The following is a 22239-nucleotide window of genomic DNA, read 5'->3' on the forward strand; positions in this document are numbered from 1 at the left end:
AGCCGACTAATGGTCACTGCGCTTTGCGATCATTTCACAGGCGAAAAAAAACCCGCATTTCTGCGGGTTTCTTCAGTGCCATCAGCGGATCAGTTGACCTTTGCGGCCAGCTCGCCCTTGGCGTAACGCAGGTACATCTCATCCAGCGAAACCGGCTTGATCTTCGACGCATTGCCAGCGGTACCGAAGGCTTCGTAACGCGCGATGCAGATGTCACGCATGGCTTCGACGGTCTTGGCGAAGTACTTGCGCGGGTCGAACTCGGACTTGTTCTGCTCCAGGAAGCGACGGATCGCGCCAGTGGAGGCCAGACGCAGGTCGGTGTCGATGTTGACCTTGCGCACGCCGTGCTTGATGCCTTCGACGATCTCTTCGACCGGCACGCCGTAGGTTTCTTTGATGTCGCCGCCGAACTCATTGATGATCGCCAGCCAGTCCTGCGGAACCGACGAGGAACCGTGCATCACCAGGTGAGTGTTGGGGATACGCTGGTGGATCGCCTTGATGCGGTCGATCGCCAGGATGTCGCCGGTAGGCGGCTTGGTGAACTTGTAGGCGCCGTGGCTGGTGCCGATGGCGATGGCCAGGGCATCGACCTGGGTCTTCTTGACGAAGTCGGCAGCCTCTTCCGGGTCGGTCAGCATCTGGCTGTGGTCCAGGATGCCTTCGGCGCCGACGCCGTCTTCTTCACCGGCCTGGCCGGTTTCCAGGCTGCCCAGGCAGCCCAGCTCGCCTTCCACCGACACACCGCAGGCGTGGGCGAATGCCACGGTCTGCTGGGTGACGCGCACGTTGTATTCGTAGTCGGACGGGGTCTTGCCGTCTTCACGCAGCGAGCCGTCCATCATGACCGAGCTGAAGCCCAGCTGGATCGAGCGCTGGCACACGTCAGGGCTGGTGCCGTGGTCCTGGTGCATGCACACCGGGATGTGCGGGAATTCTTCGATCGCCGCCAGGATCAGGTGACGCAGGAAGGGAGCACCGGCGTACTTGCGGGCACCGGCGGAGGCCTGGACGATGACCGGAGAGTCGGTCTTGTCGGCGGCTTCCATGATGGCGCGCATCTGCTCGAGGTTGTTGACGTTGAAAGCTGGAACGCCGTAGCCGAACTCGGCGGCGTGGTCCAGCATCTGGCGCATGCTAATGAGTGCCATTGTGTATCTCTCTCCCGACAAGCGTCGTTGTTTCGTGCAAGCCTGCCGCAGGGGCGGTTGCTGTTCAAGTAGTTGTGGACCACCGTCGCGGTCCGGCCAATCACGGCGCCTTGCAGCCCCGCCCAATCAGATCGTTGGTCGCTTCCCAGTACACCAGGCCTTCATTACCCTTGGTGTGGAAGGCGAGCACGCCATCGCTGTACAGCGCGCCCGAGGCGCCGGGCTCGGCCTTGAGCCGGTAGACCTGGTCAGCGCCGCCGAGGCGGACATCGACCGACTGCTGCGAAGCATCGGCGAAGCGCCACAGCACTTCGGCCTGGCTGTCGCAGACCCAGCGGGTCCAGTTGTCCGTCGCGGCAGGTCGCGACGGTTGCAGCAGGGAGCAGCCTGCCAGGGTCGCCAGGGCCAGTACGGCCAGCAGCGCTTTCATTGAGTATCCTCGCTTCGAAGGCCGCACCACGGACCTTCTGTTCAAGACCACAAAACAGCCCATCGGTTGCCCGCTGTCCGATCAAGGGCAGCCGGGCGCCTTGCGCTGGTGTTCTTCGTCGTACTTCTCCAGCCCGTCCGGCCCCAGGCGCTTGTTGATCACCGGCACCGTCTCCGCCTGCCACTGCGACTGGTAACAGCCGCCCTTGGGCTCACGTGCCGGTTCGCTGTCGGGGGCGCCGCCGCTGGAGCAGGCCCCCAAAAACAAGGCCACGATCATCACAGGCAATTGCTTGACCATCAGGTCGCTCCCTTTGCCAGGCGCCGTCACTATCAGGCCTTGGCCCGTTCTTCCAGGATTGCCACTGCAGGCAGGACCTTGCCCTCGACGAACTCGAGGAACGCACCGCCACCGGTAGAAATGTAGGAGATATCAGCGCCGACGCCATACTTGTCGATGGCCGCCAGGGTGTCGCCGCCACCGGCGATGGAGAACGCGGCGCTTTCGGCGATGGCCTTGGCCAGCACTTTAGTGCCGTTGCCGAACTGGTCGAACTCGAATACACCGACCGGGCCGTTCCACAGGATGGTCTTCGACGACTTCAGCAGCTCGGCGAAGTTGGCGGCGGTCTGCGGGCCGATATCGAGGATCATGTCGTCGGCGGCCACGTCAGCGATCGCCTTGACGGTGGCTTCGGCGCTCTCGGCGAATTCCTTGGCAACGACCACATCGACCGGCAGCGGTACGCTGACCTTGGCGGCGATGGCCTTAGCGGTCTCGACCAGGTCTGGCTCGTACAGCGACTTGCCGACCGGGTGCCCGGCAGCGGCGAGGAAAGTGTTGGCGATACCACCACCGACGATCAGCTGGTCGCAGACAGTCGACAGGCTGTTGAGCACGTCGAGCTTGGTCGAGACCTTGGAGCCGGCAACGATGGCTGCCATGGGTTTGGCCGGCGCCTTCAGGGCCTTGCCCAGGGCGTCCAGCTCGGCCGCCAGCAGCGGGCCAGCGGCAGCGACCTTGGCGAACTTGGCCACACCGTGGGTGGAACCCTCGGCGCGGTGGGCGGTGCCGAAGGCGTCCATGACGAACACGTCGCACAGGGCGGCGTACTTCTGCGCCAGCTCGTCGGCGTTCTTCTTCTCGCCCTTGTTGAAACGTACGTTTTCGAACAGCACCACCTCACCGGCCTTGACCTCGACGCCGTCGAGATAGTCGGCGACCAACGGTACTGCGCGGCCCAGGGCCTTGCTCAGGTAGTCGGCGACCGGCTTGAGGCTGTTTTCCTGGGAGAACTCGCCCTCGGTCGGACGGCCCAGGTGCGAGCAGACCATCAGCGCGGCGCCCTTTTCCAGGGCCAGCTTGATGGTCGGCAGCGCTGCCAGGATACGCGCATCGCTCGTTACCACACCGTCCTTCACAGGCACGTTGAGGTCTTCGCGGATCAGTACGCGCTTACCTTGCAGGTCGAGGTCGGTCATCTTCAACACGGTCATGAATGCAGTCCTTCAGGGCTGTTTGCTGCGGGTTTGGTGGACGACGTGCAGATAATGTTCGGCAACGTCGAGCATACGGTTGGCGAACCCCCATTCGTTGTCGAACCAGGCCAGCAGGTTCACCAGGCGGGGGCCTGAGACGCGGGTCTGGCTGGCATCGACGATGGCCGAGTGCGGGTCATGGTTGAAATCACAGCTGGCGTGCGGCAGTTCGGTGTAGGCCAGCAGGCCTTTGAGCGGGCCGTCCAGCGCCGCCTCGCGCAGCACCCGGTTGACCTCGGCAGCCGTAGTGTCACGGGCAGTCTGCAGGGTGATGTCCAGGCACGAGACGTTGACGGTCGGCACACGTACCGCTTTGGCCTGGATTCGCCCGGCAAGTTCCGGCAACAGGCGCTCGATGCCGCGCGCCAGACCAGTGGACACCGGGATCACCGACTGGAACGCCGAACGGGTACGGCGCAGGTCTTCGTGGTGGTAGGCGTCGATCACCGGCTGGTCGTTCATCGCCGAGTGGATGGTGGTGATCTGCACGTACTCGATACCGAAGGCCTGGTCCAGCACGCGCAACAGCGGCACGCCGCAGTTGGTGGTGCAGGACGCGTTCGAGACCAGCAGCTCGTCGCCGGTCAGGCGGTCCTGGTTGATACCGTAGACCACCGTGGCATCGATGTCCGCCTCGCTGGCCATCGGCTGCGAGAACAGCACGCGCGGCGCGCCGGCGTCGAGAAAACGCTGGCCATCGGCGCGGGTGTTGTAGGCACCGGAGCACTCCAGCACCAGGTCGATGCCCAGGGCGGCCCAGTCGATGCCTTCAGGGGTGGCGCTGCGCATGACTTTCACGCAGTCGCCATTGATATGCAGACAGTCGCCGTCGACCTTCACCTCGCCGGGGAAACGCCCGTGGGTGGAGTCGAAGCGCGTCAGGTACTCCAGGCTGGCCTGGTCGGCCAGGTCGTTCAACGCAACGATCTCGAAACCTGCCTTCGCCCCTCGCTCGAACAGTGCGCGCAGGACACAGCGGCCAATGCGGCCGTAACCGTTGAGTGCAACTTTGTAGGGACGCTGGGGCATTCGGGACTCACGTGGCTAGTGCGTTGAACGGCCATCCCGGGACAAGCCCGCTCCTACAGAGCACTACACATGCGCTGTAGGAGCGGGCTTGTCCCGCGATCGATGGAGGCATCACTGCCCCCAGGCTTGATGCATCAGTCTTCCAGCAGCTCTTCAGCGGTACCCAGGATGTTCTCCAGGGTGAAGCCGAACTCCTCGAACAGCGCGGCGGCCGGGGCCGATTCGCCGTAGGTGGTCATGCCGATGACGCGGCCTTCGAGGCCGACGTACTTGTACCAGAAGTCGGCATGGGCAGCTTCGATGGCGATACGCGCACCGACTTCCAACGGCAGTACCGACTGCTTGTAGGCAGCGTCCTGGGCGTCGAACACGCTGGTGCTTGGCATCGACACGACGCGGACCTTGCGGCCCTGCTCGCTGAGCTTGTCGAACGCCTGAACGGCCAGGCCCACTTCGGAGCCGGTGGCGATCAGGATCAGCTCAGGCTCGCCGGCGCAGTCCTTGAGCACGTAGCCGCCACGGGCGATGTCGGCGATCTGCTGGGCGCTGCGTTCCTGGTGCTGCAGGTTCTGGCGCGAGAAGATCAGCGCCGAAGGGCCGTCCTTGCGCTCCAGGGCGGCTTTCCAGGCCACGGCCGACTCGACCGCGTCACCCGGACGCCAGGTGTCCAGGTTCGGCGTGCTGCGCAGGCTGGTCAGTTGCTCGATCGGCTGGTGGGTCGGTCCGTCTTCGCCCAGACCGATGGAGTCGTGGGTATAGACGTGGATGACGCGCTGCTTCATCAGCGCCGACATGCGCACCGCATTGCGGGCATATTCCATGAACATCAGGAAGGTGGCGCCGTAAGGCACCAGACCGCCGTGCAGGGCCACGCCGTTCATGATGGCGGTCATGCCGAACTCGCGCACGCCGTAGAACACGTAGTTGCCGCTGGCGTCATTGGCCTCGACGCCCTTGCAACCTTTCCACAGGGTCAGGTTGGAACCGGCCAGGTCCGCCGAACCACCGAGGAACTCGGGCAGCAGCGGGCCGAAGGCGTTGAGGGTGTTCTGGCTGGCCTTGCGGCTGGCGATGGTTTCGCCCTTGGCGGCGACTTCATTGATGTAGGCGTGGGCCTTCTCGGCGAAATCGGCCGGCAGGTCGCCAGCAGCGCGGCGCTTGAACTCGGCGGCGAGTTCAGGGAAGGCCTTGGCGTAGGCGTCGAAACGCTGGTTCCACTCGGCTTCGGCCTTGGCACCGGCTTCCTTGGCGTCCCACTCGGCGTAGATGTCGGCCGGGATTTCGAACGGGCCGTGGTTCCAGTTCAGCTCCTTGCGGGCCAGGGCGATTTCGTCGTTGCCCAGCGGCGCGCCGTGGCAGTCTTCCTTGCCCTGCTTGTTCGGCGAGCCGAAACCGATGATGGTCTTGCAGCAGATGAGGGTCGGACGGTCGCTCTTGCGCGCGGTCTCGATCGCCATCTTGATTTCTTCGGCGTCGTGGCCGTTGACGTTGCGGATCACCTGCCAGTTGTAGGCTTCGAAACGCGCCGGGGTGTTGTCGGTGAACCAGCCGTGCACTTCGCCGTCGATGGAGATGCCGTTGTCGTCGTAGAAGGCGATCAGCTTGTTCAGGCCCAGGGTGCCGGCCAGCGAGGCGACTTCGTGGGAAATACCTTCCATCATGCAGCCATCGCCCAGGAACACGTAGGTGTTGTGATCGACGATGTCGTGGCCTTCACGGTTGAACTGGGCCGCCAGCACTTTCTCTGCGAGGGCGAAACCGACAGCGTTGGCGATACCCTGGCCGAGCGGGCCGGTGGTGGTCTCGACGCCCGGGGTGTAGCCGTATTCCGGGTGGCCCGGGGTGCGGCTGTGCAGTTGGCGGAACGCCTTCAGGTCATCGATGGACAGGTCGTAGCCGGTCAGGTGCAACAGCGAATAGATGAGCATCGAACCATGGCCGTTGGACAGCACGAAGCGGTCGCGGTCGGCGAAATTCGGGTTGCTCGGGTTGTGCTTGAGGTAGTCGCGCCAAAGCACTTCGGCGATATCCGCCATGCCCATGGGGGCACCTGGGTGGCCGCTGTTGGCCTTTTGCACGGCATCCATGCTGAGGGCACGAATGGCGTTGGCACGATCACGACGGCTGGGCATCGCTTATCTCCTGAGGCTTGAATAAGTAGTGAAACGAAAAAAGGCGGCCATTTTCGCCCACTGGGGGCCTCCGGGGCAATGACGGATGGTCGCAGTCGGGGATTTTTCCTGTGATTGGAGGGCACTTCGGGTAAAAAACTCGAGATCGGCTTCGTGCTTTTCGCGGGTGAACCCGCTCCCACGGATTCCAAAGCCTGGTATCGGCCACCCATCAGCCAATATCAAAACTTTTTGATATTGGCTTGCCAGGACAACGATGCCTGTCTAGACTGCCGCCCCATGAACCTGCGTGCGCAAGCGATCCCCCAGCGAAGCGATACACTGGCTGCCCTGTGCAAGGCCAGTGGCGATGCGCTGCGCCTGAATGTCCTGCGCGCCCTGGCCAGCGATTCGTTCGGCGTGCTGGAGCTGGCGCAGATCTTCGACATCGGCCAGTCCGGCATGAGCCACCACCTCAAGGTGCTGGCCCAGGCGGAACTGGTGGCCACGCGCCGCGAAGGCAACGCGATCTTCTATCGCCGCGCCCTGCCCGACAGCCTGCGCCAAGGCGGACGCCTGCATGCGGCCCTGCTCGAGGAAATCGACGAACTGGCCCTGCCGGACGACGTGCAGGCGCGTATTGCCCAGGTGCAACAACGCCGCGCGGCCACCAGCCAGGACTTTTTCCAGCGCGTCGAAGAAAAATTCCGTGCCCAGCAGGACCTGATCGCCGGTGTACCGCAATACCGCGAAAGCCTGCTGGCCCTGCTCGACAAGTTGAGCTTTGGCAGCGACGCCAGCGCCCTGGAGGTTGGCCCCGGCGATGGCGGCTTCCTGCCTGATCTGGCGCAGCGCTTCGCTCAGGTCACGGCGATGGACAACAGCCCGACCATGCTCGAACTGGCTCGCCAGGTCTGCGAACGTGAAGGCCTGGATAATGTAATCCTGCAGTTGGCCGATGCACTGGGTGCAACGGATGTGGAAGCCGACTGCGTTGTGCTGAACATGGTCCTGCACCATTTCAGCGACCCGGCCCTGGCCTTGCGCCTGCTGGCCAAACGGGTGAAAGCGGGCGGCAGCCTGCTGGTCACCGAGCTGTGCAGCCATAACCAGGGGTGGGCGCGGGACGCCTGCGGCGACCTCTGGCTGGGCTTCGAGCAGGACGACCTGGCCCGCTGGGCCAATGCTGCGGGGCTGACTCCCGGGGACAGCCTCTATGTTGGCTTGCGTAACGGTTTCCAGATTCAGGTCCGTCATTTCCAGCGGGCCGCTGGCGACACACACATCGGTAAATTTTAGGAACCCCTCGAGATGAGCGAATACTCCCTTTTCACTTCCGAGTCCGTGTCCGAAGGGCATCCGGACAAGATCGCCGACCAGATTTCCGACGCGGTCCTGGACGCAATCATCGCCCAGGACAAATACGCCCGCGTAGCCTGTGAAACCTTGGTCAAGACCGGTGTCGCCATCATCGCCGGCGAAGTCACCACCTCGGCCTGGGTCGATCTGGAAGACCTGGTGCGCAAGGTCATCATCGACATCGGCTACAACAGCTCCGACGTCGGCTTCGACGGCGCCACCTGCGCCGTGATGAACATCATCGGCAAGCAGTCGGTGGACATCGCCCAGGGCGTCGATCGCTCCAAGCCGGAAGACCAGGGAGCAGGCGACCAGGGCCTGATGTTCGGCTACGCCAGCAACGAAACCGAAGTGCTGATGCCTGCGCCAATCTGCTTCTCGCACCGCCTGGTCGAGCGCCAGGCCGAAGCGCGCAAGTCCAAGCTGCTGCCATGGCTGCGCCCGGACGCCAAGTCCCAGGTCACCTGCCGCTACGAGAATGGCAAGGTGGTCGGCATCGACGCGGTGGTCCTGTCGACCCAGCACAACCCTGAAGTGTCGCAGAAAGACCTGCAGGAAGCGGTGATGGAACTGATCGTCAAGCACACCCTGCCGGCCGAACTGCTGCACAAGGACACCCAGTACCACATCAACCCGACCGGCAACTTCATCATCGGCGGCCCGGTGGGCGACTGCGGCCTGACCGGTCGCAAGATCATCGTCGACTCCTACGGCGGCATGGCCCGTCACGGTGGTGGCGCGTTCTCCGGCAAGGACCCTTCCAAGGTCGACCGTTCCGCAGCCTACGCCGGTCGCTACGTGGCCAAGAACATCGTTGCCGCAGGCCTGGCCGAGCGTTGCGAGATCCAGGTTTCCTACGCCATCGGCGTAGCCCAACCGACCTCCATCTCGATCAACACCTTCGGGACCGGCAAGGTGTCCGACGACAAGATCATCCAGCTGGTGCGCGAGTGCTTCGACCTGCGCCCCTACGCGATCACCACCATGCTCGACCTGCTGCACCCGATGTACCAGGAGACGGCCGCCTACGGTCACTTCGGCCGTGAGCCGCAGCAGAAGACCGTGGGTGACGACACCTTCACCACCTTCACCTGGGAGCGCACCGACCGCGCCGCCGCCCTGCGCGACGCCGCCGGCCTGTAAGCCTCCTACAGCAGTAACGGAAAGCCCCTGCCGAGCAATCAGCAGGGGCTTTTTTGTGACACATCACCTGACAGTCCTGTCCCGGCACACCTGAACATCGGCGCCTAGGCTGAGCCCTTCCTCCTGCCATGCAAGGATGCTGGCCATGTCGATTCGCTTGCTCACCCTACTGCTACTCATCGCCTTCAGCTCAGCAGCGTTGGCCACCCCCTGCCCCGATTGGCCGCCACGGCGCGCCACCGATGAAATCGCACAATTGCGCCAGACCCTCGCCGAATGGGACGACCGCTACCATCGCCAGGGTATTGCCACAGTGGCCGATGAACTCTACGACCAGAGCCGGCATCGGCTGGAGCACCTGCAAGGCTGTTTCGGACAACCTCATCGCGACTCGCCACTGGCCACGGCCGCAGGTCCACATGCCCACCCGGTGGCACATACCGGCGTTGCCAAGCTGGCCGACGAAGCCGCTGTAGGCCAATGGTTGCAGGGCCGGCAGGCTGTCTGGATACAACCCAAGGTCGACGGCGTCGCGGTGTCGCTGATCTACCGACAGGGACGCCTGAGCACGCTGCTCAGCCGCGGCGATGGTGTGCACGGCCACGACTGGAGCCGGCATATCCCGCACCTGCGTGTCGACATACGGCAACTATCCGGGCCGCACGACCTTGTGCTCCAAGGTGAGCTGTACTGGCAGCTCGAAGACCATGTGCAGGCACAGGCAGGTTCGGTCAACGCTCGTGGCATCGTCGCCGGCCTGCTGGCACGCAAGCAACTGCCTGCGGACCAGGCCGCAGGGATCGGGCTGTTCGTCTGGGACTGGCCCGAGGGTCCCGAAAACCAGGCGCAGCGCCTGGCCCAGCTGGAAGCGCTGGGCTTTGCTGACAGCCGCCGCCTGAGCGTGCCGATCGACAACCTCGAACAAGCGGCCCACTGGCGCCAACACTGGTACCGCTCACCCCTGCCGTTCGCCACCGATGGCGTGATTCTGCGCCAGGACAGCCGTCCGCCCGCCACGCGCTGGCGGGCCCAGGCGCCTTACTGGATCGCTGCCTGGAAATACCCCTACCGCCAGGTGCTGACCGAAGTGCGCCAGGTCAGCTTCCGCATCGGCCGCAGCGGCCGCATCACCCCGCTGCTGGAGGTTCAGCCTGTAAAGCTGGACGACCGCCTCGTTCGCCAGGTCAGCCTCGGCTCGCTGCAGCGCTGGCAGCAACTGGATATCCGCCCCGGAGACCAGGTGGCGGTGAGCCTGGCCGGGCTCACCATCCCGCGGTTCGAAAGTGTGGTGCTGCGCAGTCTGCAGCGCGTCCCCGTCGCAGTACCCGACCCAGGCCGCTACCACCCGCTCAGTTGCTGGACACCTCGCGACGACTGCAGCCAACAGTACCTTGCTCGCCTCACGTGGCTCTCGGGCAAGCAAGGGTTGAACATGCCAGGCCTGGGCCCCGGCACCTGGCAGTTACTCACCGAGCAAGGCCTGGGCGACACCCTGACCCGCTGGCTGGAGCTTGGCCACGATGACCTGCTGCAGGTCCCGGGGATTGGCAGCGTACGCGCCGAAAAACTGCATCGGGCCTTCATGACGGCCCGCACACAGCCTTTCGAACGCTGGCTGCGCGCCCTGGGTGTTCCGGCCCCAAGTAACCTGCGCCTGGGCCCGGACTGGCAGACACTGGCCAGCCGAAACATTGAGCAATGGCTTGCCGAACCTGGGGTTGGCCGTGGCAGGGCCGGGCAGTTGCGGGCCTTTTTCGCCCATGAGGAAGTGCTGGCCGTGGCCGGAGAACTGCGTCGGCATGCAATAGAGGGTTTCTAATTTTCGCAGATCAGGGCAGCATTTCCGTTTCTGCCGCCTCCCGACTGGAGCCCTTCATGAAACTGCTCTCGACCTTCATTCTGTCTTCCGCACTGGGCCTGGTCGCCAACAGCGCCCTGGCCGCAGAGGTACAGCCGGAGCTGACCGGCTGCGCCGCCAAGCGCCAGGCCATCAGCACCCAGATCGAGCAAGCCCGCGCCCACGGCAACGCCGATCAGCAGGCGGGCCTGGAAAAGGCACTGAGCGAAGTCACCGAACACTGCACCGATGCGGGCCTGCGCAAGGAACGCGAGCAGAAGGTGCTCGATGCCCGCCACGAGGTGAACCAGCGCACCAAGGACCTGGACAAGGCCATGAAAAAAGGTGACGCGGAAAAGATCAACAAGCGCAAGGAGAAGCTCGCCGAGGCGAAGAAAGAACTGCAGGAAGCGGTCGACGAGCTCGAACGCTGAGGCCAGCGGCAAGCGCGGCCGCTCCCACACAGGGCACTGCAGATCATCAATGATTGCGAAACTCGGTATGACAGGCCTTGCACGCCGCCTCGACGCGGTCCATCGGCGCCTTCAGCCCAGCCGCATCCAGTGGCTGGCTGCGGGTCACACCGACCAGCTCGCTGGTAACACCCTCGAGCTGGCGGGCCAGGTCATGAAACCGCGCCTGGCGCTCCCAGACCTCAGGCCGGGCGCTGCTGTCCCCCCCGTCACGCGCCTGCGGGAAGTGCTGCCAGGGTTCGTGGGCCAGGGTATCGAGCTTCACCGCCCCCTCGGCGAACCTCATCCCGTCGAACGGCAAGCGGCCGCGCAACATACCGCCCAGGTCTTCGCTGGTCTTGAGCATGTCCTTGAAGATCGCCTTGCGCTGGCCCAATGGCGAGTTCGGATCGACACGCTCGCAAGCGGTCAGGGCCAGGGTGGCGAGCAGCACTACGGTCAATCGCTTGAACATCACGGTCTCTTCGGCCTGCATGAACGGGTCGCCAGTATCGCTGCCCGCCGGGTAAAGACCAATAGCCACACAAAAGACAAGGGCGATTTTTCATCTCTGCCCGCAACAGGACCCTGCTTATGAAATCTGCTTTGCGCCCTCTCGCCTGGGCACTCCCGGCCCTGGCCCTGCTGGCCGGCTGCAACGGCGGTGAGGGTACAAAACCTGAGCCCCACGCCATCGCCACCTATGCCGATGCCACCTGGCAAGATTTGCCGAGTGTCACTGACACCGACCTGGTCGCAGGCTTCCAGGCCTGGCGCAACGGCTGCGAGAAACTCAAGCGTGATCCGGTGTGGGCCGCTACCTGCAATGCCGCTGCCGGAGTACCGGCAGACGCCGCCCAGGTGCGCGCCTTCCTGCAACAGAATCTGCAGGTCTATGGTCTGCGCTCTGCAGAAAACAACGCCAATGGCCTGATCACCGGCTACTACGAACCGGTCTATCCCGGCAGCCTGACACGTACGGCAAAGGCCAGTGTCCCGGTCTATGGTCCGCCCGACGACATGATCGTGGTCGACCTGGCCAGCGTATACCCCGAACTCAAGGGCAAACGCCTGCGCGGTCGTCTCGAAGGTCGCGTGCTCAAGCCCTACGACACCGCCGAAGTGATCAACCGCCAGGGTGTGAAGGCGCCGGTGCTGGCCTGGCTGACCGACCCGATGGACCTGCAGTTCCTGCAGATCCAGGGTTCCGGTCGCGTGCAACTGGAAAGCGGTCGCCAACTGCGCCTGGGCTATGCCGACCAGAACGGCCACCCTTACCGACCGATTGGCCGCTGGCTGGTGGACCAGGGCCAATTGAAAAAAGAAGACGTGACCATGGGCAGCATCCACGCCTGGGCCCAGGCCAACCCCCAGCGGGTGCCGGAGCTGCTGGCGAGCAACCCGAGCTATGTGTTCTTCGCCGCAGGCCCCGACAGCAACGAAGGCCCGCGCGGCTCGCTCAACGTGCCATTGACCGCAGGCTACAGCGTGGCCATCGACCGCAAGGTGATTCCGCTGGGCAGCCTGCTGTGGCTGTCCACCACCCGGCCGGATGGCTCGCCGGTGGTGCGCCCGGTGGGTGCGCAAGACACCGGCGGCGCGATCACCGGCGAAGTGCGCGCCGACTTGTTCTGGGGCACCGGCCCCGAGGCCGGCGAGCTGGCAGGCAACATGAAGCAGCAAGGACAGATCTGGATGCTGTGGCCCAAGGGGGCTGCCCTGCCTGAAGTGCCGAAGGTGCCGTGATCGGTGGTGAAGCTATCGCGGGCTTGCCCCGCGATGGCTTCACGCCGATACGACGAACAACGACACGATCAACGCCAACCCGGCAAACCACACCAGCGAGCGCAACGCCGCCCAGTCCGCCAGGTAACAGATGATGTACAGCAGCCGGCTGGTGATATACAGCACCGCCAGTACATCCTGGGTCACTTGCTCGGCGTTACCGACGATATCGGCCACCAGCACCGCTGCGGCGAAGGCAGGAAACGCCTCGTAGCCGTTCTGCTGCGCCGCATTAGCGCGCCGAGGCAAGCCTGAGAGCGTGTCGAGAAAGGCTCGCGGATCATGGTTGTCGCTCAAGCCAAAACGGCCACTGGCGACTTTGGCGATCAATGCGCACAACGGCGGCAGGACCAGGGCGATCAGGATGCACCACAGGGCAACGGTCATGGACTGGCTCCTCGTTCAGAAAGGTCAGAGCTTCATCACCAGCATGCCTGCCAGGACCAGCCCGCAAGCTAAGAGTCTCGGACCGCCAAAAGGTTCTTTGAGGTAGCGCATGCCCAACAGCACCACCAGGATCACACTGACCTCCCGCAGCGCCGCCGCCTCGGCCACCGACCCCAGGTGCATGGCCCACAGCACCAGGGCGTAACTCAGCAATACACACAGCCCCACCGCCAACCCAAGCCGCCACTGGCTGCGCCAGAACTGCACGAAGGGTTCACGTCGGGCCACGCCTGCCAGCACCGGGAACGGCCAGGCACTCAGCAGCGTAAGCCAGACCAGGTAGTCCCAGGGTTTACCCCACAGGCGCACCGCCTGGCCGTCGAACCAGGTGTAACAGCCGATGCACAGGCCGATCAGCGCCACCACCGGCAGCATCGACCAGGGCAGCCGATCACCGCCACCGCCCTGCCAGAGCAGACACGCCATGCCGCAGGGGATCAGCAGAATGCCAATGATCTGCTGGTTGCTCAGCGATTCACCGGCAAAGGCCAGGGTTAGCCCCAGCACCACCAGCGGCGACAATCCCCGCATCAGAGGATAGACCAGGCCCAGGTCACCGACCCGGTAGGCCTTGATCAACAGGACACGATAGGCCTGCTCGGCCAGCGCCGAGGCCAACAGCCATGGCCAGATCGCCGCCGGAGGGGGCTCGACGAACGCCACCGCCAGCACCGCGAAGACCAGCGCCACCGCGTCCATGCTGGCGATTACCAGCAGGCGCTCGGCGCTGAACTTGATGAGGGTGTTCCAGGTGGCATGCAGCAGGGCGGCGATCAGGACGAGGGAAGTTGCCAGCACGCGTGGAGTTCCTTGGACAAGACTCGAGTCACTATATACGCGATCCGGGCAGCGCTTGCAGGAGCGGGTTTGCCCGCGAAACATACACCGCGGTGCAGGGCACCGGCCAAGCCGGTGTTCGCGGGCAAGCCCGCTCCTACACAGAAGGATGAGCTGGCCGTCGGATGTGAACCAGACAGTTGCTCCTACAGGGCCGCTTCAGCGGTGAATTGAGGAACGATCCTTATAATTCCGGTCATAAGGTGTGTCCCGAGCGCTCCGTCAGGCCATCAAAGAACTGCCCGAGCCCTTCGGGTTACGACTTGGAAGCCATTGTCACAGGATTCAGGATGCTTGAATTAGTTGCCGCGTTCATCTGCCTCACCACCCTCCTCACCTATGTGAACTACCGTTTCATCGGCCTGCCGCCCGCCATCGGCGTGATGGTCACCGCCCTGTTGTTCTCACTGATCCTGCAGGGCCTGAGCCTGATCGGCTTCCCCGGCCTGGAGGAACGCGTCGAAGGCCTGATGAACCAGATCGACTTCAATGACCTGCTGATGCACTGGATGCTGTCGTTCCTGCTGTTCGCGGGCGCTTTGCACGTCAACCTCGGCGACCTGCGCAGCTACCGCTGGCCAATCGGCCTGCTCGCCACCATCGGCGTACTGATCGCCACCGTGGTGATCGGCTACCTCGCCCACTGGGTGTTCGCGATGTTCGGCTGGGACGTACCGCTGATCTACTGCCTGCTGTTCGGCGCACTGATCTCGCCGACCGACCCCATCGCGGTGCTCGGTGCACTGCGTACCGCCAACGCCTCCAAACCGCTGAAGACCACCATCGTCGGCGAGTCGCTGTTCAACGACGGCACTGCGGTGGTGGTGTTCACCGTGCTGCTGGGCATCATCCAGCTCGGCGAGACGCCGAGCGTTTCCGACACCGCCATCCTGTTCGCCCGCGAAGCCGTAGGCGGCGTGGTGTTCGGTGGGCTGATCGGCTACGCCACCTACCGCATGATCAAGAGCATCGAGCAGTATCAGGTCGAGGTGATGCTGACCCTGGCGCTGGTGATCGGCGGCTCGGCCATGTGCTACGAACTGCACGTGTCGGCGCCAATCGCCATGGTGGTAGCCGGCCTGATCATCGGCAACCTGGGGCGTAACCTGGCGATGAACGATATGACCCGTCGTTACATGGACGGTTTCTGGGAGCTGATCGACGACATGCTCAATGCCCTGCTCTTCGCCCTGATCGGCCTGGAGCTGTTGCTGCTGCCGTTCAACTGGCTGCACCTGGCAGCGGGTGGCGTGCTTGCGGTCGCGGTGCTGGCATCGCGCCTGTTGACCGTGGCACCAGCCATCGTCTTGCTGCGGCGCTGGCGCGAAGTGCCACGTGGCACGGTGCGGGTATTGACCTGGGGAGGCTTGCGCGGGGGCGTATCGGTGGCCCTGGCGCTGTCGCTGCCGGTGGGAGACGAACGCGACCTGTTGCTGTCGATCACCTACATCGTGGTGCTGTCGTCGATCCTGGTGCAGGGGCTGACAATCGGCAAGGTGGTGCGCCGGGTAAGCGCCCAGCCGTGATTACAACGGCGCACTCCGCGAGCAAGCCCGCGAAGTGCGCCGCACGGTTTCCAGCACTACTCCACCGCCGAATCCGGGAACTGATCCTGGATGTACTTGATCTCGGTGCGCCCGTGCGGTGCCGGCAGGCCATCCTCGCCCAGATTGACGAAGACCATCTTGTCGACGGTGAGGATGCTCTTGCGGGTGATCTTGTTGCGCACTTCGCACTGCAGGGTGATCGAGGTGCGACCGAACTCGGTGGCGGTGATACCCAGCTCGATGATCTCGCCCTGGCGCGAGGCGCTGACGAAGTTGATCTCGGAGATATACTTGGTCACCACCCGCTGGTTGCCCAACTGGACGATGGCGTAGATCGCCGCTTCCTCGTCGATCCAGCGCAGCAGGCTGCCACCGAACAGGGTGCCGTTGGGATTGAGGTCTTCGGGTTTTACCCATTTGCGCGTGTGGAAATTCATTACAACTCCTGACGTGCCTGACTGACATGGGGCAATGATGGCAGACCCACCGGCCCGCCTCCATTGAACATCGACTATCGTCGCGATAAATCGACAGAAAGTCTTGGGTGTGTCACACAGCCGCGGCTATAATCTCGCCGTTTCCAATGGCCACCCGCTGCGGTGGTCATCCCGCCACCTGTCCGAGGGGCGCTGCAGCAGGTTCACCTGTCAGGCTCGGATGGGGCGTTGTCCGCTCCTGCGGACGCTCAACGCACAACGGCGCCCATTCGCACACTACGAATGGAGGCTCTTCATGAGCGCTGTAAACACGCCCGCTGGTTTTTCCGACTTCAAGGTCGCCGACATTTCCCTGGCCGACTGGGGCCGCAAGGAAGTCATCATCGCCGAATCGGAAATGCCCGCACTGATGGGCCTGCGCCGCAAGTATCAAGCCGAGCAACCGCTCAAGGGCGCTAAGATCATCGGCTGCATCCACATGACCATCCAGACCGCCGTGCTGATCGAGACCCTCGTCGCCCTGGGCGCCGAAGTGCGCTGGTCGTCCTGCAACATCTTCTCCACCCAGGACCAGGCTGCCGCCGCCATCGCCGCTGCCGGCATCCCGGTATTCGCCTGGAAAGGTGAAACCGAGCAGGAGTACGAGTGGTGCATCGAGCAGACCATCCTCAAAGATGGCCAGCCATGGGACGCCAACATGGTCCTGGACGACGGCGGTGACCTGACCGAAATCCTGCACAAGAAATACCCGGCCATGCTGGACAAGATCCACGGCGTGACCGAAGAGACCACCACTGGCGTGCACCGCCTGTTGGACATGCTGGCCAAGGGCGAGCTGAAAGTCCCGGCGATCAACGTCAACGACTCGGTCACCAAGAGCAAGAACGACAACAAGTACGGCTGCCGTCACAGCCTGAACGACGCCATCAAGCGCGGCACCGACCACCTGCTGTCGGGCAAGCAGGCCCTGGTGATCGGCTACGGCGACGTGGGCAAGGGCTCGGCCCAGTCCCTGCGCCAGGAAGGCATGATCGTCAAGGTCACCGAAGTCGATCCGATCTGCGCCATGCAGGCCTGCATGGACGGCTTCGAAGTGGTCTCGCCGTTCAAGGACGGTATCAACACCGGTACCGAAGCCGGCATCAACAAGGACCTGCTGGGCCGCATCGACCTGATCGTCACCACCACCGGTAACGTCAACGTCTGCGACGCCAACATGCTCAAGGCCCTGAAAAAGCGTGCAGTGGTCTGCAACATCGGTCACTTCGACAACGAGATCGACACCGCCTTCATGCGCAAGAACTGGGCATGGGAAGAGGTCAAGCCGCAGGTGCACAAGATCCACCGCACCGGCGCCGGCACCTTCGATCCGCAGAATGACGACTACCTGATCCTGCTGGCCGAAGGCCGTCTGGTGAACCTGGGCAACGCCACTGGCCACCCGAGCCGCATCATGGACGGCTCGTTCGCCAACCAGGTACTGGCGCAGATCTTCCTGTTCGAGCAGAAGTTCGCCGAGCTGCCTGCCGCGAAGAAGGCCGAGCGCCTGACCGTCGAAGTGCTGCCCAAGAAGCTCGACGAAGAAGTGGCCCTGGAAATGGTCCGCGGCTTCGGCGGCGTGGTTACCCAGCTGACCCCGCAGCAGGCCGAGTACATCGGCGTGACTGTCGAAGGCCCGTTCAAGCCCGACGCGTACCGCTACTAAGCGGCATGCGGCGCGCATTGCGCGCCGCAGCAGCGCAAGGATCTTGAACTACGCCCAAGCCAGATCGGCCATCACCGATCTGGCTTTTATTTGCAGCCTGACGCTTGAGGCACGCTGCCAGAGGAACGACCGATGTCCCAGGAACGCCGCTACAGTTTCGAGTTCTTCCCGACCAAGACCGATGCCGGTCACGAAAAACTCATGGCCGTTGCCCGTCAACTGGCCACCTATAACCCCGACTTCTTCTCCTGCACCTACGGCGCCGGCGGCTCGACCCGCGATCGCACGCTGAACACCGTGCTGCAACTGGAAAACGAAGTGAAAGTCCCTGCAGCCCCGCACCTGTCGTGCGTCGGCGACAGCAAGGACGACCTGCGCGCCCTGATCGCCGAATACAAGGCGGCCGGGATCAAGCGCATCGTCGCCCTGCGCGGCGATCTGCCGTCCGGCATGGGCATGGCCAGTGGCGAGCTGCGCCACGCCAGCGACCTGGTCGAATTCATCCGCCAGGAAACCGGTGACCACTTCCACCTGGAAGTCGCCGCCTACCCCGAAATGCACCCACAGGCGCACAATTTCGAGGACGACCTGGCCAACTTCGTACACAAGGTCAAGGCCGGTGCCGACAGCGCCATCACCCAATACTTCTTCAACGCCGACAGCTACTTCTACTTCGTCGAGCGCGTACAGAAGCTGGGCGTGGACATTCCGGTAGTGCCCGGCATCATGCCGATCACCAACTACAGCAAGCTGGCGCGCTTCTCCGACGCCTGCGGTGCCGAGATCCCACGCTGGATCCGAAAGCAACTGGAGGCCTACGGCGACGATGCCGCCAGTATCCAGGCATTCGGCGAAGAAGTGATCAGCACCATGTGCGAAGAGCTGCTGCAAGGCGGTGCGCCGGGCCTGCACTTCTATACCCTGAACCAGGCCGAGCCGAGCCTGGCGATCTGGAACAACCTAAAGCTGCCACGCTGACACCTTTTGGTAACAAAAATTTCAGCAATGATTAAGGCTCCGAACGTAGATTGGAGCCTTGATCATTCAAGCTGATACCAGGTTTCCCTCGATGCAGCCGTGCAACTGTGACACCCCGCAACTCGTCTACCTCGCCTTCGGCCCGGCTACCTATCACCAGGAAGCGTGCTTCAGCATCGTCAGCGCCCTGGCCAACCTGCGCAAGACGCCAGGTGAAGCCATGGACATCCAGGTCTACACCGACAACCCCGAACCCTACGCCAAGCTGCCCGTCACCGTGCACCTGCTCGATGAGCACACGCGTACAACGTGGAATCAGCCCCACGGCTATCACTTCCGCAGCAAGCATGTGCTGCTGCGCCAGGTCCTCGAACAACACCCGCGCGCGGTCCTGATCGACACCGACACCTTCTTCCGCCAGTCGCCGATCGAACTGTTCCGCCGGGTCAAGCCAGGCGCGGTGCTCTGCAACGCCATCGACGGACGCTACGGCGAAAACCGGAAGTGCCTGCTGTACAAGAACCTGCTGACCCTCCTGCAGCAACGTGGCCTGGCCGACTGCCAGATGCCGCTGGTCAACTCCGGCGTCATCGGCCTGACTGCACAGGACGCAACGACCCTGGACCACTCCATCGCCCTGATGGACGAGCTCTATCCCCTGGCGCGCGAGGCCTATACGCTCGAGGAGTTCTGCCTGGCGGTCGCCGCCTACCGCAAGCTGCAACTGGCCACCTGCACCGACGTCATCCACCACTATTGGAGCCGCAAGGCGCAGTTCCGTGCCAAGATCCAGGCGTGGCTGCGCAAGCACGGCGACGATCCGCTCGGCGAAGCCGCGCTGGCCGACATCACGCTGGTCAACGACCAACTGCCTCGCCCACCCACGCTGCACCGCCTCGGTTACAAGGCCATGAGCCTGACGCTACCCAGTCGTCACCGCCAGTTCGCTCGCGAACTGCTCTATGGCTGCTATCCCTACGACAACGAATTCGACCGCGCCTGCGCCACGGCGTGGTGGGACAAGGCCCTGGAAAACTTCAATCAGCGTCAGGGTGGCATGAGCCCCGAGCAATTGCGCGAATGCTTGCGCCAACCCGGCCTTCGTCTGTCGCTAGGCTCACGCCACAAGGATATCGAGCGGCATCTGATCGACGCACAGCAAGCCTGAGCACAGCCCTGCTGACCACCCTGGAGCGCGCCTGTACTGCCCTGCAGACGCGCAACGCAAACATCGATGGACATTTTCTCGACACCGTTGAGCAGCAGGATCGCAGCACTTCGCGATAGCTCTGTTATACTCGGGCCTTCCCGCCCGGCTCACGCCCGGACGCTCGGCCTCGCAACAGGCATCTCGACCAGCAGCGACGCACACTCAAGTGCCCGCCCGCCGCCTCCAGGATGCGCAGTGTAAGCCCAGCTGGACCGGACGCGATCGCATCCCACCGATGCCCGTCGCGCCAGGCAGAACATCCCACAGGGCTCAGCCCAAACGAGAACAGGATTGCCCATGTCCTTTGCTTCCCTCGGTCTCTCCGAGGCACTTGTCCGCGCTATCGAGGCTGCGGGCTACACCCAGCCTACCCCGGTGCAACAGCGGGCCATTCCCGCCGTGTTGCAAGGCCGCGACCTGATGGTCGCCGCGCAGACTGGCACTGGTAAAACCGGTGGCTTCGCCCTGCCGATCCTCGAGCGCCTGTTCCCGGGTGGCCACCCTGACAAATCGCAGCGTCACGGCCCGCGCCAACCGCGCGTCCTGGTCCTGACCCCAACCCGCGAACTGGCCGCACAGGTCCACGACAGCTTCAAGATCTACGCCCGCGACCTGAACTTCATCAGCGCCTGCATCTTCGGCGGCGTCGGCATGAACCCGCAGATCCAGGCGATGGCCAAGGGTGTCGACGTTCTGGTCGCCTGCCCGGGCCGCCTGCTCGACCTGGCCGGCCAAGGCAGCGTCGATCTGTCCAAGGTGGAAATTCTCGTTCTGGACGAAGCCGACCGCATGCTCGACATGGGCTTCATCCATGACGTGAAGAAAGTCCTCGCACGCCTGCCGGCCAAGCGCCAGAACCTGCTGTTCTCGGCGACCTTCTCCAAGGACATCACCGACCTCGCCGACAAGTTGCTGCACAACCCCGAGCGCATCGAGGTCACGCCGCCCAATACCACCGTCGAGCGTATCGAGCAGCGCGTCTACCGCCTGCCCGCCAGCCACAAGCGTGCGCTGCTGGCCCACCTGATCACCCTCGGCGCCTGGGAACAGGTGCTGGTCTTCACCCGTACCAAGCACGGCGCCAACCGCCTTGCCGAGTACCTCGAAAAGCACGGTCTGACCGCTGCCGCGATCCACGGCAACAAGAGCCAGAATGCGCGCACCAAGGCTCTGGCCGACTTCAAGGCCAACAGCGTGCGGGTGCTGGTCGCCACTGACATCGCCGCCCGCGGCCTGGACATCGACCAGTTGCCGCACGTGGTCAACTTCGAACTGCCCAACGTCGAGGAAGACTACGTTCACCGCATCGGTCGTACTGGCCGTGCCGGCCGCTCCGGTGAAGCCATTTCGCTGGTGGCACCTGACGAAGAGAAGCTGCTCAAGAGCATCGAGCGGGTGACCAAGCAGAGGATCCCGGATGGCGACCTGATGGGCTTCGATGCCTCGCAGGTCGAGGCCGAGAAACCCGAGGTGCGCGAGCGCCAGCAGAATAACGGCCGCGGCGGGCGCAACCAGCAGCAACGTGCCGAAGGCAGCAAGGAAGGCAGCGGCGGGCGCAAGGACAAGGGCAAGGACAAAGGCAAGGCCAAGCAACAGGCCGCCGACAAACCTGCCGACAAGGCCACTGCGGGCGACAAGCCACAGCAGAAGAAGCAGGAACCACGCAAGCAGCGCGACAACAAGAAGCCGCGTCAGCAGCAGGCCGGCCAGGCCCAGGGCAATGTCCCCAAAGTCCCTGCCGATCGCGACCCGGAAGAATTCCTGGACGACGATATCGACAACTTCGGTAACCGCGCCGACTACGTCAGCCCTTACCAGAACGGCAAGAACCAGGGCCGCAACCGTCGCCCAGGCGGCAACGGCGGCCAGGCTCAAGGCCAGGGGCAGCGTTCGGGTTCGGGCCAGCCTCGCAGCAACAACGGTGGCGGCGGCCAGCGCCAGGGCGGCCAGGGCTCTGGCGAGAAGCGTCCCCGCAACAACAATGGTGGTGGTGCACGCCGTGATGGCAACCCAGGCCGCGCGCGCCGGGACGACAGCAACCGCCAGGAGCCTGCCGTACGCAATCCGCGTGAGCCGCAGAGCACGCCTGTGATCATCCGCAAGGAGTCCAAGCTCGACCGTTACCCAACGCCCGAGCAACTGGATGACCTGCCGAGCCGCCCACGTGGCGAGCGTCCGGCGCTGCTGACCCGCAAGGGCTGACAGAAACGAAAAAAGGGGGGGGGGGGGGGGGGGGGGGG

At 63.9% G+C, this 22239-nt stretch carries 20 protein-coding genes and 1 riboswitch; of the genes, 10 read left to right on the forward strand and 10 right to left on the reverse strand.

The annotated features are described in order from the left end of the window. Positions 1-89: 89 nt before the first annotated feature. The 6 genes from fba to tkt form a co-directional block, all read right to left on the reverse strand. Positions 90-1154 (reverse strand): class II fructose-bisphosphate aldolase, encoded by a 1065-nt coding sequence (fba, locus tag HU729_RS02855; protein WP_009399343.1) that lies wholly within the window; start codon positions 1152-1154, stop codon positions 90-92. Positions 1155-1254: 100 nt separating this feature from the next. Continuing rightward, positions 1255-1584 (reverse strand): MliC family protein, encoded by a 330-nt coding sequence (locus HU729_RS02860; protein WP_186665843.1) that lies wholly within the window; start codon positions 1582-1584, stop codon positions 1255-1257. Positions 1585-1665: 81 nt separating this feature from the next. Then, complete coding sequence (locus HU729_RS02865) at positions 1666-1884, reverse strand: hypothetical protein (protein WP_186665841.1); 219 nt, start codon at positions 1882-1884, stop codon at positions 1666-1668. 32 nt (positions 1885-1916) lie between these two features. Next, positions 1917-3080 (reverse strand): phosphoglycerate kinase, encoded by a 1164-nt coding sequence (locus HU729_RS02870; protein ID WP_063546513.1) that lies wholly within the window; start codon positions 3078-3080, stop codon positions 1917-1919. Between the two features lie 12 nt (positions 3081-3092). Further along, complete coding sequence (gene epd / locus HU729_RS02875; protein ID WP_186708275.1) at positions 3093-4151, reverse strand: erythrose-4-phosphate dehydrogenase; 1059 nt, start codon at positions 4149-4151, stop codon at positions 3093-3095. Between the two features lie 134 nt (positions 4152-4285). Further along, the gene (gene tkt, locus HU729_RS02880) at positions 4286-6283 is read right to left on the reverse strand and encodes a transketolase (protein ID WP_186708277.1); all 1998 of its coding nucleotides are present in this window, start codon (positions 6281-6283) and stop codon (positions 4286-4288) included. Positions 6284-6562: 279 nt separating this feature from the next. Between tkt and HU729_RS02885 the strand changes: the two genes are divergently transcribed. The 4 genes from HU729_RS02885 to HU729_RS02900 all read left to right on the forward strand — a co-directional run bounded on the left by HU729_RS02885 (position 6563) and on the right by HU729_RS02900 (position 11035). After that, positions 6563-7561: a metalloregulator ArsR/SmtB family transcription factor gene (locus tag HU729_RS02885; RefSeq protein WP_186665838.1), complete on the forward strand. Its 999-nt coding sequence runs from the start codon at positions 6563-6565 to the stop codon at positions 7559-7561. A 12-nt stretch (positions 7562-7573) separates the two neighbouring features. Next, positions 7574-8764 carry a methionine adenosyltransferase gene (gene metK / locus HU729_RS02890; protein WP_186665837.1) on the forward strand — a complete coding sequence of 397 codons (1191 nt, stop codon included), beginning with the start codon at positions 7574-7576 and terminating at the stop codon, positions 8762-8764. Between the two features lie 145 nt (positions 8765-8909). After that, on the forward strand, positions 8910-10583 hold the full coding sequence (gene ligB / locus HU729_RS02895) for an NAD-dependent DNA ligase LigB (RefSeq protein ID WP_186708279.1): 1674 nt from the start codon (positions 8910-8912) through the stop codon (positions 10581-10583). Between the two features lie 56 nt (positions 10584-10639). Next, positions 10640-11035, forward strand: coding sequence for a DUF1090 domain-containing protein (locus tag HU729_RS02900; RefSeq protein WP_186708281.1), 396 nt, complete (start codon positions 10640-10642; stop codon positions 11033-11035). Positions 11036-11081: 46 nt separating this feature from the next. On the opposite strand, the gene HU729_RS02905 is transcribed toward HU729_RS02900, so the two are convergent. Beyond that, a complete protein-coding gene (locus tag HU729_RS02905; RefSeq protein WP_186708289.1) occupies positions 11082-11528 on the reverse strand; it encodes a cytochrome c in 447 nt (148 codons plus the stop codon). A gap of 119 nt (positions 11529-11647) precedes the next feature. Here HU729_RS02905 and HU729_RS02910 point away from each other — a divergent pair, with 119 nt between their 5' ends. Continuing rightward, entirely contained in the window at positions 11648-12799 is a 1152-nt protein-coding gene (locus HU729_RS02910; RefSeq protein WP_186708283.1) for an MltA domain-containing protein, read from the forward strand. A gap of 39 nt (positions 12800-12838) precedes the next feature. On the opposite strand, the gene HU729_RS02915 is transcribed toward HU729_RS02910, so the two are convergent. Beyond that, positions 12839-13225, reverse strand: a complete 387-nt coding sequence (locus HU729_RS02915) for an MAPEG family protein (protein ID WP_054894820.1) — start codon at positions 13223-13225, stop codon at positions 12839-12841. 24 nt (positions 13226-13249) lie between these two features. Further along, positions 13250-14083: a DMT family transporter gene (locus tag HU729_RS02920; protein WP_186665831.1), complete on the reverse strand. Its 834-nt coding sequence runs from the start codon at positions 14081-14083 to the stop codon at positions 13250-13252. Between the two features lie 329 nt (positions 14084-14412). Between HU729_RS02920 and HU729_RS02925 the strand changes: the two genes are divergently transcribed. Beyond that, positions 14413-15648 carry a sodium:proton antiporter gene (locus tag HU729_RS02925; protein WP_065863852.1) on the forward strand — a complete coding sequence of 412 codons (1236 nt, stop codon included), beginning with the start codon at positions 14413-14415 and terminating at the stop codon, positions 15646-15648. A gap of 56 nt (positions 15649-15704) precedes the next feature. On the opposite strand, the gene HU729_RS02930 is transcribed toward HU729_RS02925, so the two are convergent. Next, positions 15705-16106 carry a hotdog domain-containing protein gene (locus HU729_RS02930; RefSeq protein WP_054894823.1) on the reverse strand — a complete coding sequence of 134 codons (402 nt, stop codon included), beginning with the start codon at positions 16104-16106 and terminating at the stop codon, positions 15705-15707. Between the two features lie 178 nt (positions 16107-16284). Next, a riboswitch (S-adenosyl-L-homocysteine riboswitch) is annotated at positions 16285-16380 on the forward strand. A gap of 21 nt (positions 16381-16401) precedes the next feature. On the opposite strand from HU729_RS02930, the gene ahcY reads away from it, so the two are divergent. The 4 genes from ahcY to HU729_RS02950 all read left to right on the forward strand — a co-directional run bounded on the left by ahcY (position 16402) and on the right by HU729_RS02950 (position 22201). Further along, on the forward strand, positions 16402-17811 hold the full coding sequence (gene ahcY / locus HU729_RS02935; RefSeq protein ID WP_186656321.1) for an adenosylhomocysteinase: 1410 nt from the start codon (positions 16402-16404) through the stop codon (positions 17809-17811). Between the two features lie 132 nt (positions 17812-17943). After that, positions 17944-18789 carry a methylenetetrahydrofolate reductase [NAD(P)H] gene (gene metF, locus HU729_RS02940; RefSeq protein ID WP_186665829.1) on the forward strand — a complete coding sequence of 282 codons (846 nt, stop codon included), beginning with the start codon at positions 17944-17946 and terminating at the stop codon, positions 18787-18789. Positions 18790-18880: 91 nt separating this feature from the next. After that, on the forward strand, positions 18881-19957 hold the full coding sequence (locus HU729_RS02945) for a hypothetical protein (protein ID WP_186665828.1): 1077 nt from the start codon (positions 18881-18883) through the stop codon (positions 19955-19957). A gap of 339 nt (positions 19958-20296) precedes the next feature. Continuing rightward, entirely contained in the window at positions 20297-22201 is a 1905-nt protein-coding gene (locus tag HU729_RS02950; protein ID WP_186708285.1) for a DEAD/DEAH box helicase, read from the forward strand. Positions 22202-22239 lie beyond the last annotated feature (38 nt).

Origin of the sequence: Pseudomonas sp. RW10S2 (assembly GCF_014268985.1) — a bacterium.
In the GTDB taxonomy this organism is placed as follows: domain Bacteria; phylum Pseudomonadota; class Gammaproteobacteria; order Pseudomonadales; family Pseudomonadaceae; genus Aquipseudomonas; species Aquipseudomonas wayambapalatensis.

Coding starts and splice junctions, on each gene's coding strand:
- fba (WP_009399343.1), bottom strand. CDS start 1,154: ATGGCACTCATTAGCATGCGCCAGATGCTGGACCACGCCGCCGAGTTC.
- HU729_RS02860 (WP_186665843.1), bottom strand. CDS start 1,584: ATGAAAGCGCTGCTGGCCGTACTGGCCCTGGCGACCCTGGCAGGCTGC.
- HU729_RS02865 (WP_186665841.1), bottom strand. CDS start 1,884: ATGGTCAAGCAATTGCCTGTGATGATCGTGGCCTTGTTTTTGGGGGCC.
- HU729_RS02870 (WP_063546513.1), bottom strand. CDS start 3,080: ATGACCGTGTTGAAGATGACCGACCTCGACCTGCAAGGTAAGCGCGTA.
- epd (WP_186708275.1), bottom strand. CDS start 4,151: ATGCCCCAGCGTCCCTACAAAGTTGCACTCAACGGTTACGGCCGCATT.
- tkt (WP_186708277.1), bottom strand. CDS start 6,283: ATGCCCAGCCGTCGTGATCGTGCCAACGCCATTCGTGCCCTCAGCATG.
- HU729_RS02885 (WP_186665838.1), top strand. CDS start 6,563: ATGAACCTGCGTGCGCAAGCGATCCCCCAGCGAAGCGATACACTGGCT.
- metK (WP_186665837.1), top strand. CDS start 7,574: ATGAGCGAATACTCCCTTTTCACTTCCGAGTCCGTGTCCGAAGGGCAT.
- ligB (WP_186708279.1), top strand. CDS start 8,910: ATGTCGATTCGCTTGCTCACCCTACTGCTACTCATCGCCTTCAGCTCA.
- HU729_RS02900 (WP_186708281.1), top strand. CDS start 10,640: ATGAAACTGCTCTCGACCTTCATTCTGTCTTCCGCACTGGGCCTGGTC.
- HU729_RS02905 (WP_186708289.1), bottom strand. CDS start 11,528: ATGTTCAAGCGATTGACCGTAGTGCTGCTCGCCACCCTGGCCCTGACC.
- HU729_RS02910 (WP_186708283.1), top strand. CDS start 11,648: ATGAAATCTGCTTTGCGCCCTCTCGCCTGGGCACTCCCGGCCCTGGCC.
- HU729_RS02915 (WP_054894820.1), bottom strand. CDS start 13,225: ATGACCGTTGCCCTGTGGTGCATCCTGATCGCCCTGGTCCTGCCGCCG.
- HU729_RS02925 (WP_065863852.1), top strand. CDS start 14,413: ATGCTTGAATTAGTTGCCGCGTTCATCTGCCTCACCACCCTCCTCACC.
- HU729_RS02930 (WP_054894823.1), bottom strand. CDS start 16,106: ATGAATTTCCACACGCGCAAATGGGTAAAACCCGAAGACCTCAATCCC.
- ahcY (WP_186656321.1), top strand. CDS start 16,402: ATGAGCGCTGTAAACACGCCCGCTGGTTTTTCCGACTTCAAGGTCGCC.
- metF (WP_186665829.1), top strand. CDS start 17,944: ATGTCCCAGGAACGCCGCTACAGTTTCGAGTTCTTCCCGACCAAGACC.
- HU729_RS02945 (WP_186665828.1), top strand. CDS start 18,881: ATGCAGCCGTGCAACTGTGACACCCCGCAACTCGTCTACCTCGCCTTC.
- HU729_RS02950 (WP_186708285.1), top strand. CDS start 20,297: ATGTCCTTTGCTTCCCTCGGTCTCTCCGAGGCACTTGTCCGCGCTATC.